At 47.4% G+C, this 14,794-nt stretch carries 11 protein-coding genes; all 11 read right to left on the bottom strand.

Going from position 1 to position 14,794, the window contains the following annotated elements:
- Positions 1–4: 4 nt before the first annotated feature.
- Positions 5–2,203: a diguanylate cyclase domain-containing protein gene (locus CBE68_RS09815; RefSeq protein WP_087505898.1), complete on the bottom strand. Its 2,199-nt coding sequence runs from the start codon at positions 2,201–2,203 to the stop codon at positions 5–7.
- 8 nt (positions 2,204–2,211) lie between these two features.
- Positions 2,212–3,390, bottom strand: coding sequence for a sugar ABC transporter substrate-binding protein (locus CBE68_RS09810; RefSeq protein WP_158100564.1), 1,179 nt, complete (start codon positions 3,388–3,390; stop codon positions 2,212–2,214).
- A 63-nt stretch (positions 3,391–3,453) separates the two neighbouring features.
- Positions 3,454–4,332 (bottom strand): patatin-like phospholipase family protein, encoded by an 879-nt coding sequence (locus tag CBE68_RS09805; protein WP_087505896.1) that lies wholly within the window; start codon positions 4,330–4,332, stop codon positions 3,454–3,456.
- 157 nt (positions 4,333–4,489) lie between these two features.
- Positions 4,490–5,524, bottom strand: coding sequence for an extracellular solute-binding protein (locus tag CBE68_RS09800; protein WP_087505895.1), 1,035 nt, complete (start codon positions 5,522–5,524; stop codon positions 4,490–4,492).
- Positions 5,521–6,291 (bottom strand): spermidine/putrescine ABC transporter permease PotC, encoded by a 771-nt coding sequence (potC, locus tag CBE68_RS09795; RefSeq protein ID WP_087505894.1) that lies wholly within the window; start codon positions 6,289–6,291, stop codon positions 5,521–5,523. The genes CBE68_RS09800 and potC overlap by 4 nt, the downstream gene beginning before the upstream one ends.
- Positions 6,275–7,159, bottom strand: a complete 885-nt coding sequence (potB, locus tag CBE68_RS09790) for a spermidine/putrescine ABC transporter permease PotB (protein ID WP_087505893.1) — start codon at positions 7,157–7,159, stop codon at positions 6,275–6,277. The genes potC and potB overlap by 17 nt, the downstream gene beginning before the upstream one ends.
- Positions 7,156–8,265 carry a spermidine/putrescine ABC transporter ATP-binding protein PotA gene (gene potA / locus CBE68_RS09785; RefSeq protein WP_087505892.1) on the bottom strand — a complete coding sequence of 370 codons (1,110 nt, stop codon included), beginning with the start codon at positions 8,263–8,265 and terminating at the stop codon, positions 7,156–7,158. The genes potB and potA overlap by 4 nt, the downstream gene beginning before the upstream one ends.
- 148 nt (positions 8,266–8,413) lie before the next feature.
- A complete protein-coding gene (locus CBE68_RS09780) occupies positions 8,414–10,585 on the bottom strand; it encodes a M3 family metallopeptidase (protein WP_087505891.1) in 2,172 nt (723 codons plus the stop codon).
- 307 nt (positions 10,586–10,892) lie between these two features.
- Positions 10,893–12,446, bottom strand: coding sequence for a polysaccharide lyase 6 family protein (locus CBE68_RS09775; protein ID WP_158100563.1), 1,554 nt, complete (start codon positions 12,444–12,446; stop codon positions 10,893–10,895).
- Positions 12,447–12,674: 228 nt separating this feature from the next.
- Positions 12,675–13,157 carry a response regulator gene (locus tag CBE68_RS09770; RefSeq protein WP_087505889.1) on the bottom strand — a complete coding sequence of 161 codons (483 nt, stop codon included), beginning with the start codon at positions 13,155–13,157 and terminating at the stop codon, positions 12,675–12,677.
- Positions 13,158–13,167: 10 nt separating this feature from the next.
- Positions 13,168–14,589: an SLC13 family permease gene (locus tag CBE68_RS09765; RefSeq protein WP_087505888.1), complete on the bottom strand. Its 1,422-nt coding sequence runs from the start codon at positions 14,587–14,589 to the stop codon at positions 13,168–13,170.
- Between the last annotated feature and the right edge of the window lie 205 nt (positions 14,590–14,794).

Raw genomic sequence — 14,794 nt, 5'->3', positions numbered from 1 at the left:
CCGTCTAGCTAAAACGAGTTTTACTGAGCGAGTCAGGCTCAATCGGATGTTGCTTGTAGTAGGTATCTTTCGCCTCATACATCCGCTCATCAGCGCGATGAAATAAATGGCTAACATCGACTTCTTCACTTGAGGCGTAGCCGACACTAAAGCTAATCGGAATTTGCTTGCTCGAACCGTCCTGTTGCAGCAAGGCTAACTGTTGGTCTTGCTGCTCTGCCAAACGCGCCATCAAACGCTCACAGCTGGCAATCGTTCCCTCTTGTACCAACAACGCAAATTCATCGCCGCCCATTCGAAATAGTTGATCGGTTTTGCGACAGCTATGCAGCAAAACTTCGACGATCGCTTTAATAAACTGGTCACCCGCATCATGGCCAAACTGGTCATTAACCCGTTTGAGACCATTGGCATCGATGACAAAAATACCAACATGGTTGTTGGGATAACGCTCAAGAATGTTACGGCTGCGCTCAAACGATTCGTTAAAGGCCTTACGATTCGGTAAGTCGGTTAGCTCATCAGTACGAGCTGCAAGCTCGAGCTCCGAAGTCAATTCAATGGTTTCAGTAATCACACTGATTTGCTTGGCAAATACTCGCACGATATCACGCTCTTGTGGACTTACTTCATCCAGTTGAAAAGCCAAAACACCCAAGAAGTTATGGGTTCGGGAAATCAAGTCAAATAGGTAGAATCGCTTGCCTTCATTGACCAGTGTTTCAGGCAAGCTCTGTCGTTGGTTGGCAATTCGCTGTTTAAGTTCGGCTAGCAGCCATTGTTCATCCTCAGCCATTAGGCCAAGCGACTGAAACTGGCGTTCGGTATTGCGTGAGGTTGCAATAAGCAGAGCGACAGGGACATCGTCAAACAGTTCGTGCAGCTGATTAAGGCAAAGCTCGGTGACATCAGCGTGCTCACCACACTGTTGAAGCTCAATGCTTAAGCGCTGCAAACTCTGCAGTATTTGTCGGCTTCTACCTTCTCGCGCGGCTGTTTCACTCAGCTCTTTGGTTTTCTCTGCAACTCGCGCCTCAAGTTGCTCATTCAGCGCTCGTACCTTGGTCAGATACTCGCCTTTCAAGTCGTCAATGCGCTGAAGCTCTTCATTTTTCTGATGCAGACTATCGAGCTGCATCCGAATAGTTTTGCCCATTTCGCTAAGTAACTGGCGAACATCTTCGAATTCGCTGAACTTGAACTTCTCTCCTTTGGAGCTGTAATGTCCCTGACCAAATCGCTTGAGGATTTCAGACAATTGCTTAAACGGTGTACCAAGCCAATTGGCGACCAAAAACGCAACTAACACCGACAAGCAGATAGCAATGGCAATGCCCAGCGTTAAGGCATTCATCGACTCTTGTAACTGCAGCATTCGAGCGGAGCGGCTAACATGCAGTTGCAACATGTATTCGAGTTGATTAGAGGTGTAATCGCTGGCCAACGGCAAAACATCTCGCTCGACCATTAGGTCATCATGCTCGAGTTCAACAAACTTGATGCGGGGGGAGGCAACGATAATTTCATCGTCGTGGAGGATCTCGATCAGTTCATCAGTGCCAAGATTATCTGCCACGATCTTGTAGACCACGTCAAATGGCAGTACCGCCAGAATGTAGCCCGCCGGTTCGCGCGTCAGCCCCTCTTGCAGCGAGTGGAAATAAAGCGGCATCAATACCGCAGCACCAAATGGCGACTCGGTGTTTAACTGTTGTTTAATTCTTGATGGTCTAACCAAGTTATTATTATCAAATTCAATTAGGTACTGTTGTTTTTCCCTCACTAAACCAGAGGCGACAGCGAGTTTAGCATCCGATAACAACTGACTACTTTCATAACTTGGAATATCACCTAACACTTCATCAACGACATGAAGTTCTGAGTCAAGCAGGTACAAACTCGACACCAAAGGGGTCTGTTCAACAAACTGCAGCATGGAGTTGTGGGCGTTGCTGACAAACAAAAAGCTGTCGAGCGCTTGGATTAAATAACGCTCAGAAGAGAACAATTTAAAATTGGTTGAAAAAATCGAGAACTTAAAGCGAATATCTTGTGACATGCTAAACAGGACTCGAGTCAATTCTTGCTCCATCGAGTCCTGAGTTGCTTTGTATTGTCGATCCAGCAGCATCAGTGAAATGGTAACCGAAGGCACCACTGCAGCAGCCAAAATGACGATTCCTAGCAAATGTCGGATTTTCACAACTACTCCTAACGCCCAGCCATGAAGCGGGCCAATTCTCGATCTGCCACTTGCTGCATGTATTGCGCAGTTTGCTCTGGCGTATAGCCTTTATTGATAAAGCGCTGATAAGCAACCGCCATTGCTTGCCAAACGATGGCCATTGATGCTTCGCTTGGCATTGGGTTGGTGGTCGCCAACTGCTGAAACAGCACTCGCTGTTGTCCTGATACACTGTCGCGCAAAGCAGCAAATACCGCGCTGTTGGTCGGCAGCAATTGATAGCTTTGATAAGTCTGACGTTGAATCAACTCACTTTGGACAAAACGGGCAAACAACCGTAACGTCTCTTGGCGCTTGCTATCGCCCATCACTCTTGGGAAAGCCAGGGTAAAAGTTGAGCTAAATGGTCGTAACGGTTTATCGTCAATTGCCGGCAGTACCGCTAGCCCCAAGTCATCACCCAACTCAGCTTTCAAGTCAGCATATGCCCAGTCACCATTGATGGCATAGGCGGTTGCACCATCGACAAAATCTTTTTGGGCGCAGTTGTAGTCACACCCGGGATCAATTAAACCTCGGTTGCTTAGTGATTGGTAAAAACGCAAGGCCGACACCATCTGTGGCGTATTCAAAGTGACTTTGCCATCAGTAATTGGCGTGCTGCCGTAGGCGCCGAGAAACGGCACAAACCAAAACATCTCGTTGTAATTCCAACCAATGGTTCGAACGCCCTTAGCAGCCAAAGCATCCTGCTGCTTGAGCAGCTGATGCCAACTGGTAGCGGGTTTCGCAACCAGCGATTTGTTGTAGTACAACATCAGGTGGTTGCCTTGGATCACTGGCACACCATAGAGATTGCCATCAATGACCGCGGTATCTTTGGCGTTGGCCGAAATAGCCGGATCTAACCAGCTGTCGTTAAGGCGGTTCAATTTCAGCTCATGGTAAAGACCAAGAAAGTCTGAGGGCACGAAGATCATATCGGGAAGCACATTGTTCTTCGCCCCCAATAGCAATTCAGCTTTGACCCGTGAGGTTTTATAAGCAGAGATTCGAATCCGCTGACCAGTTTCGGCCTCAAATTGCTTGGCCAGATGTACAACAAAGTCCTGAGCTTGATGGGCATGCCAAAGCTCAATATCTGCACTTTTTGACGCTGCTGATACGACAAACAGCATGACGCAGACAAAGGATCTAAACATCATTAAGGTTCCAATTTTAAAACACGTCATTAGACGACAAACACAACCAGCAGCATCATGCTTCACTCAAGCTTGCACCGGCTGCGTTTTCGATGCAGCAGCACGCTGATTGAACACCTTCGCTGGCACTACGGTTTTGGCGGTATCGTAACCTACTTGAAACAACCTTTCTTTGTCTTGATCACTTAAACGAAAATCGACTGGCGAGGTGTTACCAGTGTTAACAACTACGGTACGGTGCCAAAATTTGTCATTGACATATTCACGGCTAATCGTCGTCATGAAGGTACGAATCAGCAGCAAAACATAATTAACCACCGGGAACATGCCATCGGTTTCAAGGGGCTTTTCATCGGCATCGCCACGTAACCTGAAACATACGACAGGGGTACCATCATCGGCCCAATCTCGATGAAGGGCATCCTCAGATAAGATGCTACCATCCACCATCAGGTGTTTATCGTAGGGTTTAAAGGCAAAAATTAACGGGATGGACATTGAAAATCGGACTGCTCGTGAAACTTTTTCATTGGGAGTCAGGGTCCGATCAAAAACCACAGGGACGCCGTTGCGAACGTCAGTAGCCACGACATGAAGATCCATTGGTAGATCTTTAAAACACACGCCACCGAGTTGCTTATCGAGCCAAGCCTCAAACTTGTCTCCTGAGCAAAGCCCGCCGTTACGAATCAAACTGATGAGGGAAAAGCCCTTGAACTGTTCGAAATCAGTATCGAGGGCAATTTGCTTTATCTGTTCGAGTGATTTACCACTGGCGTAGAGCGCACTGATAATACTGCCACCGGAAACTCCAACAATGCGGTCGAAATCGATATTCATATCTCGCAATGCAGCCAAAATACCGATATGAGCCGGTAAACGAGTACCACCACCGGCGAAAATAGGCACCATTGTGCCGCCGACTGTATCTAAACTATCGCTCATTCTTGCCCTGATGCTTTGAAAATAGGTTCTTTGAGTATGGCTCAGGGTTAGGATTTCACGAATGTTCCAGAGCCAACTCTGTTGAAAGATTGCAAAGGGTCACAAAAGTAGAGCGAATCCAGCTACCTAGATAGCTGGATTGGTTTGAGAGATGGCGTTACTGCCCTACTTTCAACTGTTGCCAGTAACGATTGTAAATTTCAATTGCTTCACCGACGTCACTTTGAAATTCACCTTTCTCAATGATGTCAGCAGGCGGGAAAATAACTGGGTTATCACGCAACTCTTGATCGAGCATTGAGATCGCTGTTTTGTTTGGCGTCGCATAACCAACATACTCAACGCAAGATTTAGCAATCTCAGGCTTCATCATGAAATTAATGAAAGCGTGGGCTTCTTTGACATTGGCAGCTCCAGCTGGAATAGCAAAGCTATCCACCCAGAAAATAGCGCCTTCATCAGGATAGACATACTGAATGGTGTCATCTTCCTCTTGCGCCATCATCACTTCGCCGTTCCAAATCATACCGAAGTTAACGTCACCGGCCATGTAAGGCTCTCGCGGCGCATCAGAGTTAAACACCAATACGTTAGGCATCAACTTTTTCAACAGCTCGTATGCTTGTTTGATTTGTGCTGGATCTTTAGTGTTTGGCGAGTGTCCATTGAGCAACAAGGCGACATGGAATACTTCGCGAACATCGTCCATTAACAACAATTGCCCTTTGTACTTGGGGTCCCACAATTGTTTCCAACTATGGATTGCAGCAATGTCCATCTCGCTTGCATTGACTCCCAAACCTGTTGATCCCCAGAAGTAAGGGATGCTGTAGCTGTTTTTCGGATCGTACTCTTTGTCAAGCAAAGCAGGATCCAAGTGCTTTAAATTAGGCAACAAGTCCTTTTGCAGCGGCTGAATCATTTTCTCCTTGGCCATTTTGGCGACGTAGTATGTCGATGGCACCACCACATCGTAGCCAGCATTCTTTTGCAGTTGCAGCTTTGAGTACATGGTCTCGTTGCTTTCATAAGTGGCGTAAACCACTTCAATACCGGTTTCTGCGGTAAATCGCTCAATAGTGTCCTCGGGTATATATTCACTCCAGTTGTAAACCACTACCTTGCCACTGGCGATTGCAGCCAAAGGCGCGAGCAATACAGTTGTCGCAAACAAACGAATCCAGTTCTTCACGTCACTTTTCTCCTGACTAAAAGACTAAAGATAATTAGCGAGATAACAGATATAGCTAGCAACAACGTCGCTAGTACATTCACTTCTGGCGAAACCCCAACTTTCACCATCGAAAACACCCGAATCGGTAGCACGTCATAATCCGGTCCGGTAACAAACGAACTAATGATGACGTCGTCCAAACTCAAGGTAAAACTGAGTAGCCAGCTTGCCATCACCGATGGCAATAAAAGCGGCAACAACACAGTACGAAAAGTCAGCCACTCTCCGGCCCCCAAGTCTTGAGCCGCCTCGATTAAATGGTTGTCAAAACCCTTGAGCTGAGCGTATACCGTGATCACCACAAAGGGTAAACAAAAGGTAATATGGGCCAATAACAAGGTCCAAAAGCCCAGTTGAATTCCAAGCGCCACGAACAATACTAAAAAGGTAATCGCCAACACAATATCCGGCGACATCATCACCACAAAAAGCGCTGAGCTGGCGGCTTGTTTGAGACGGAATCGATAGCGGTAAATGGCAAGAGCCATCAAGGTACCAATCAGTGCTGCAGCAGTCGCGGCTAAAAAGGCGATGGTCACGGAGTGACTAAAAGCCGTCAACAAAGTGTCGTTGGCGAGCAGCTTTTCGTACCACTTCCAAGAAAAACCAGTCCACTTGTAGCCATACTTTGATTGATTGAAAGAGTTGACGACTAACACCACTATTGGCGCATAAAGGTAGATAAACACCAAAGCGACCAAGAAGATTTTAAAGATTCTCATCATCTAAACCTCCTTGGCGCTGAACAAATCGGTTGGCAATGACATACAGCCACAACATCGCTGCCATCATGACAATCAAGGTGATACTAAATGCCGAACCGAACGGCCAATCGCGAACAACCAAAAACTGGTTTTTGATGACATTGCCGAGCAACAGGTTCTTGGCGCCGCCTAGCAAATCAGCAACATAGAACATCCCCATAGCGGGCAAAAATACGATTAAGCAGCCAGCAATAATACCTGGCGCGGTCAGCGGCAAAACAACATGAACGAAACGCTGCAGTGCATTTGCTCCCAGGTCTTTCGAGGCTTCTGTTAAATCGGCGGAGAGCTTTTCGAAGCTTGCCATCAACGGCAACACCATAAATGGCAGTAGTACGTATACCAAGCCAACAATCACGGCAAACTCGGTGTACAACATGGTGATTGGCTGATCGACAATTCCCGTACCCACCAATACCGAATTGATAACGCCTTTTTTGCCTAATATCAGCTTTATGGCATAGGTTCTAATCAAGCTGTTGGTCCAAAATGGCACCATCATCAACACCAACATCACAGCTCGCGCCCAAGGTGGTTGCTTGGCAAGGATATAGGCGAATGGGTAACCAATAATCAGACACACCACAGTGGCAATCGCAGACAACCACAGGCTATGGAAGAACACATCGAAGTAAATCGGTTGCAGTACTTTTTGATAGCCTTGCAACGTCAGTGGCCACACTGCTAGGTGTTCGCTATCTGGGGTCATGAAGCTGGTCATAATGACCAGCGCATGAGGCGCAATCACCATCAGCATCAGCCAACCAAGCGTTAGCGTAATCACCAGTTGGCGAAAGCTCAGCACATTTGCTAAACCATTTTTGGTCATTCCAAAGGCCCCGCTTTGATCACGTGCTCCCAACCATCAATCCAGCTGACCCAAACCCGCTGATTGATTGAGTAATCGAAATCTGGATCATCCTCGTTGAAGAACTCGCTGGCCCGCAGGGTATTGCCATTCTCCAAGGCAATTAAGGTATCGATGGTTTTGCCGGTATAACTGCGCTCTAACACTTTACCCAAAAAGCCCTGCTCATCTTTGGGCTGATCTTCAATGTATTCGATTCGGAGGTCTTCTGGCCGCAACAGCACGTGTACTTCATCGCCGACTTCCAAGCGAAACTCTGCACCAGCGACTTTCTTCACCCCACCGATATTGACGGTATAGCTCAGCTCATCATTTTCAGCTTCTACCACGCCATCAAAGACATTGATCTCGCCGATAAAGTCAGCCACAAACATATTGCGGGGCGCTTCATATATTTCTCTTGGCGAGCCAATTTGCTGGGGTTGACCGTGATTCATGACCAAAACTCGGTCAGACATTGACAGCGCTTCTTCTTGATCATGAGTGACATAGACAAAGGTAATGCCGAGTTTGCGTTGGATTTGCTTCAACTCCATTTGCATTTGTTGTCTAAGTTTGTGGTCGAGCGCACTCAACGATTCGTCAAGCAGTAGCACCTTCGGCTTCATCACAATGGCACGAGCTATTGCTACTCGTTGCTTTTGGCCACCGGACAATTGATGTGGCTTGCGCGACTCAAAGCCGCTCAATTTGACCACTGCCAAGGCCTCCGCCACCCGCTGTTTGATTTCGGCTTTGGTCACTGCCGCCATTCGCAAACCAAAACCAACGTTTTCGGCCACCGACATATGAGGAAATAGTGCGTAACTTTGAAACACGGTATTGACCGGGCGGTGTTCGGCGGCAACAGCAGCTATGTCGGCATCGTCGAGTAATATTTGCCCGCTGTCTGCTTGTTCAAAACCTGCGATTAGCCGAAGCACCGTGGTTTTACCACAACCGGATGGACCTAAGATGGTAAAAAACTCGCCATCGAAAATATCCAACGAGAATTCTGACAACACCTTTTGTGAGCCAAAACCTTTGACGATCTTGCGCAACGACAACAACACTTCCGCGTCAGCCATATCAAATGAGCCTTCTTCTTAACTTCCGTTTAATCAAAAGTGTAATTCAGCGAATCCGAAACAAGGAAATAAAATCATTGTTGGGATGTTAGCCAAAAAAAACCGGGCGATGGCCCGGTTTCTCATACGTCTTGTAAGTTCGATCAGTTTACTGAACCGCAAGACCTCGACGAATCAACAATGCTTCAGTAGTTGGCTGTTGACCACGGAATAACTCGTAGCTAGTGGCAGGCAGCTTGCTGTTGCCGACAGCCAAAATGAACTTGCGATACAAATCACCATTTTCGCGAGTCAGACCACCGTTTTGCTGCACATAAGCAAACGCATCAGCGGCAAGAATTTCACTCCACATATAGGCATAGTAACCAGCCGAGTAACCACCGGCGAATACGTGAGCGAAGTACGGCGACTTGTAGCGAGGCGGAATCGCGGCAATATCAACACCGTGTTTCTTTAATGCTTGCTGTTCAAATGCTTCTGCGTCTTGCAATGGCGCATCAGCGCTGAGGGCATGCCATTCCATGTCGAGCAACGCAGACGCCATGTATTCAAGGGTATCGAACCCTTGATTAAAGCTACGTGACTTCAGCACCTTCGCTAACAATTCAGCAGGAATCGGCTCACCTGTTTCGTAGTGGCGCGCGTAGTTGCCCAGCACCAATGGATCCTTCGCCCAGTCTTCTTGGAAGGTTGATGGGAACTCTACGAAGTCACGCGAGACATTGGTACCGGCGAGCGTTTTGTAGTTGACGTCAGAGAACATGCCGTGAACGCCGTGACCAAATTCGTGGAACATGGTAGTCACATTGTCATAGCTCACCAGCGTCGGCTGACCTTCTGGCGCTTTTGGAATGTTCATTACATTGACGATGACAGGCTTGTTCTCCAACAATTTGGTCTGCTGCACAAATGCACTCATCCAAGCACCACCACGTTTGCCTTCACGAGCAAAGTAGTCACCGTAGAAGATAGCAATACTGCTGCCATCTTCGTCAAACATCTCATAAGCTTCAACATCTGGATGGTAAACCGGCAGATCAGGGCGTGGCTTCATAGTGATGCCAAACAAGCGATTCATGGTGAAGAACACACCATCATGCAGTACCCGATCGAACTCGAAATATTGTTTTACTTGGCCTTCATCCAAGTCGTACTGATCTTGACGAACGAGCTCAGCATAGTATTCCCAATCCCAAGGCTTAAGCTCGAAATCACCGCCGGTCTTAGTAATCATGGCCTGAATCGCTGCCGCTTCTTTTTCTGCGTTAGCAACAACAGCCGGCACCATGCTAGCGAACATGTCCATCACAGCTTGTGGCGTTTTCGCCATCGTGCTGTTGAGCTGGTAATCGGCCCAGCTATCAAAACCAAGTAACTTGGCTCGTTCTGCGCGCAATTGTGCTAGGCGCGTGACGAGAGGACGGTTGTCCAGTTCACCTGAAATGCCGCGACCCGCAGAGGCTTGCCATAGTTTTTGGCGGCTATCGCGATTATCCATCGAAGCAAGCAGCGGATGACGTGTGGTATTGGTAAGCTCAACCACATATTGACCTTCCAATCCGCGGTCTGCAGCAGCAGCGGCAGCTATCGCCAATTGTGCTTCGCTTAAGCCAGCAAGTTGTTCCTTGCTACTAAATACGACTGCGCCTTGGCGCGCCATTTTGAGCAGGTTTTGGCCAAAATCGTTGGTCAATGCTGCGTGCTCTTCGTTCAATGCTCGAATTTGAGTTTTTTCAGCTTCAGTCAACAAGGCGCCAGCAGCGACGAAGTTGTCATAATAAACTTCGACCAAGCGCAATGATTCAGCATCAAGATCAAGCGTTTGACGATTCTGATAAATACTCTGAACACGTTGGAACAACGCGTCATTGAGGTAGATATCGTCTTCATGCGCACTTAACAATGGTGCCATGCGACCTTGAATAGCACGAATCTCTTCGTTGCTATCTGTGCCAGCTAAGTTGTAAAAAACGCTCGCAGCGCGATCAAGCAAGGCACCGCTACGCTCCATGGCGACAATCGTATTGTCGAAGGTAGCCGCCTCGGTATTGTTGGCAATTGCTTTGATTTCTTTGCCTTGCTGTTCAATACCGGCCAGCATCGCTGGTTCAAAGTGTTCGGTAGCAATGGCAGTAAAATCGGGCGCTTGATACTGCAAAGAGCTGGCAGTCATTAACGGGTTGATAGTCTCGGCTGGAGCGGCTTGTGTTGTCTTCACGTCGTTTGTTGATTTTTCGGTAGATTGAGTCGTCGCTTGTTCTGAACAAGCGGACAAAGCCAGTGCAGAAGCAACGACGCTGGCTATTAGCGTTAAACGCATGGAAAACCTCATTGTTGTCGGTATGGAGTAAAGCGCTGCCACTTTATAGTGGCTAAGTCATTGTTATGTCCGGACTTCTCGATTGCTGGCTCAGCACCCGATAACACATATATTTCATATTAAATACAATATGTTAACAATCAAAAATAGAAGCCGACGGTCGATTGTACTCAGCCTTTGATGGGACACAAGTCAGGCAGCTAAAAACATGTCGATGATATGATCCGAAACAAGGCGGGAAGCAAAGCCACTCGCGGGAGTGGCTCACAATTGCTGTTGCAAAATTTGGTCTTGATACTGCTAGTCGCTACGACTGACAAGGCCGATAGCCTTTGGCGGCATCGAGCCAGTTGTTGTTTAACCAAGCGGGGCCCAACTTGGCTGATTTTAACTCGTTGGTCCATCGCAGTGGCTCTGCCATCAAGGATAAATCAGCCCCTGTGCCGCCAAACGGCTCAAACACCTGATCACCGGTGGCAAAGGCATCGCAGCCCGATAACTTGCTGGTGCGATCAATAGTGACACCTTCTTTCACTAAGTTAGAGACTGCCCAATCACTAATATTGCCACTTAGCGCCTTAAACGATGGAAAGTATTCCGCCACATTCTGCTTTCCTTGTTTATTGGTGTATTTTGACTCCGGTGTGAAATCGACACTGATCGCCTGACCCTTGACCCAATACTCATCCAATGGTTGATGCCCCATTTGAAACACTAGGTTATTGGTAAACGTCGTTTGTTGAGGTGGACGAGTCATGTCCTGATCGCGTTTGTACCAAGATGACAACATCACAGGTTGCACCGAGCGCACGACCGTATTACGGTCAAAAACGTTATTGACGCTTAATTGATAACCATTGATATGGGCTTTGTCATCAGCCTCAGAATAGCCCGCCGCCATACCCAACGCGGTGCGGTAAGTTTTGCCCTCAGTTTCTCCTTGCGCACCAGCGGCACCGTCGATGTAATTGTTCAACACCACATTATCTTTGCCGATGACCCGCACGCCACCTGAGCCTGGCCGTTGGTTTTGCAAAAACCAGTTGTATTGCACTGTGTTACGGTCACCGTGACGCAAGGTCAAACTCGCTGAGGTATTACGAATGGTGTTGTATTGGTACAAGTTATCGGACGATTTATTGGAAATAACTTCGGGCTCACCAGCAACGGATGCGTCATAAAACAGGTTCATTTCAACTCGCACTTGAGCACTAACATGCTGCCGACTCGACTCTCCAATGAGCAGGGCTTCACCGCCATTATCTAGCGGCTCACCTTCGTTTCGAGACGCAAAGTAGTTGTATTGAATACGATGATTGGCCGGTTTGTTTTCCTTATCGGCATGCTTGAGATTGAGCTGCAGTACCCGTCCTTGAGACTTTTTGCCACCAAAGTAGTTGTGGCGAACAATGTTGTAATAACCATAAATGTCGACCCACCGATAGTCGGCTGCCAGCGCCTCTGGATGTTCTTGGTCAATACGGATGTGCTGCAAGATGCACATTTGACACATATCCGCTGATTTTTCGGTACTCGCTCCGGGTTTTATATTGGCAATAGGCGCACGCAGTTTTTTGTTATAGAGCGAAGGCTTGATGTTCTTCAAATCAAAGCCATCGACCACCACATAGTGGCCATAGTAATAAATCCAACTTTCGCCGGTTAATACCACCCCTCCAGGCGTTTCAGCTTTCAGTCGAACTGGCTTAGAGCGCTTACCCTTGCCCTGAATGGTAATTTTAAAGTTGTGATACTCGCCGTCAGGGATGACGATAACATCACCACCCCGAACGCCGGTTTTCTTCCACTCTTCATTGCCACTGCCTTGGTAAACTATCGTTTTGGCCTGACAAAATGACATTAGAGAGAATCCCAATAAAACCGATATCATTAAAGATTTAAAGGTTCGAAACAGCACAGCAATACTCCGGAAGCCAGATTACAAAACGGAACCATTGTCATACCAATAAAAATATTTATCCAAACCAATTATCATTTAGTAGATAGCATCCACAAATATTGGTTATGCCAAAATAAAAAAGCCCGCTAGAACCGAGATCTAGCGGGCTTTTTAGAGTGGTAGAGCGAGTTAAACTTTGCCGGCTACCAGCTCAAAAGTCTTCTCAGCATCCAACACAGGCTGATAGTCAAGGTAATCCAAGCCGGCAGCAAAGACATAACGCGTTAAGGCGCGTTTGCACTCTGCTATCAATTCATCAGGATCCCAAGCTTTCTCAAAATATTGATCGATACCCGCTTGGTTAATCGCCTGTATCGTGTCTTGATGAGTCGCTAATCCTGTCAACAAAAACAACCGAGTTTTGTTGAACCGACCATCACTGGCGATCTCAGTCAGCATCTGAACACCATTTTTCTCGGGCATCACATGGTCAGAGATCACCAACGCAATTGGCTTTCCCTCTGCATCCAGCTCTTCAAGCAAATCCAAGCACTCTTGTGCCGATTGACACTCTTCGATGTCGCAATGGGAGCTCAGTGAATCGATATCTCGGGCCACAGCATTGAGTACTTCCGGTTGGTCATCAACACATATGATCGTTAATTTTTCCATTTTATGCTCCTTATACGTATCCAACGACGCGCATCAAATAAACCATCACAAAGGTCAAAGTCACACCAATAGCACCTAACGCCGCCCCCACTTTGGCCATATCACCGGTTGTTGTGTGGCCAGCTGCGTGGGCCAGTGCATTGGGCGGGGTACTAATGGGTAGCGACATGCCCAAAGACGCCGCAAAGGTGACACACAACAAAATGGCTTTGGTGCCACCAAAACCAGCCAGGCTATCCATGCTCACGGCTAATGCTGCAACGATCGGCATCAGTAAGTTTGCCGTTGCTGTATGCGACATGAAGTTTGCCATCAATAAGCACAATAAGGTGACCGCAAGAATCACCAACAGCGGCGAAAACTCTGAGAATGGAATTGCGCTAACAGCATGAGAAGCTAAGCCTGTCTTATCTAATGCTAGCCCCAAAGCAAAACCACCTGAGACCAGCCACAACACATCCCATGAAATGTTCTTTAGATCATCTTTGCCAATGATTTTCGTCACCGAGAATACTGCAACGGGAATTAATGCCACAGTGTAAGAGTTCATGCCATGAGAGCTGCCCATTAACCAAAGTAAAATGGTCACAGCGAAGGTGACGTAAACCACAATAGCTTTTGGTGTTTTAAGAAACTTACCCTTGATGGCCAATTCCATTTTGTCTTGCTGGCTTGGGAACAGGGTTTTCAGCAAAAACCATGCAATCAGCAACATCACCACAACAAACGGCACCGCGAAGGACATCCATTCACCGAAACCAATATAGTTTTCGCCAGTAAGATACTTCAGCGCAATGGCATTAGGCGGCGTACCGATAGGAGTGCCAATACCGCCAATATTGGCAGCCACCGGGATAGCTAAAGCAAATGCAGCCTTGCCACGATCTCCCGGCGAAAATATCGACAGCACCGGAACTAGAATGGCCAACATCATCGCAGTCGTTGCAGTGTTCGACATAAACATCGAGAAGATTGCCGTGATCACCATTAATCCCAGCATGACGTTCGCTGGCTTATGGCCAAAAGGTTTGAGTAGCACCCGAGCCAAGTTGACGTCCAATCGATACTTAGTCGCCGCCATAGCAAGAAAGAACCCGCCCAAGAACAACATGATAATTGGCGACGCAAAGGTTGCCATGATGTCTTTGTAGCTCAACACCACCCCGAAATCTGGCTGCTCAACACCGCTTTTGAAAAAGATCAATGCTTTATCTGACAGCACCAACAGCTCCAGCACAATCACTAGTACCGAAGTCGCGTAAATGGGGATTGGTTCTAGTACCCAGCACAATGCAGCCATAACAAATATGGCCACCACTCGTTGTTCCTGAATGGTCATGCCTTCGATGCCAAAAGCTGACAGAGGTAAACATAAAATGACGATCGGTAAGCCAAAGGCGAGCAAATACCGGAGTGCTTCCTTAAGTTTCACAGCAGACAAATCCTTCGATTGATGGCAGGTATCGAGATGACGGAACTTGTGAGTCTAGTCAAATCGTTGCGTATTGCGAATGCGTCAGATCAACTCGTTATGAATGTTCGTGATGTTGCACTGTTTTGAATACAGCACATTGCACAAATGAGAAGCATCATCTTCACCCCACCCCCATTTGCACCACAATAGAACATTTAAATTG

It is taken from the genome of Neiella marina (assembly GCF_002165625.1).
Lineage (GTDB): Bacteria > Pseudomonadota > Gammaproteobacteria > Enterobacterales > Neiellaceae > Neiella > Neiella marina.
This window is presented reverse-complemented; position numbering and strand designations above follow the sequence as displayed.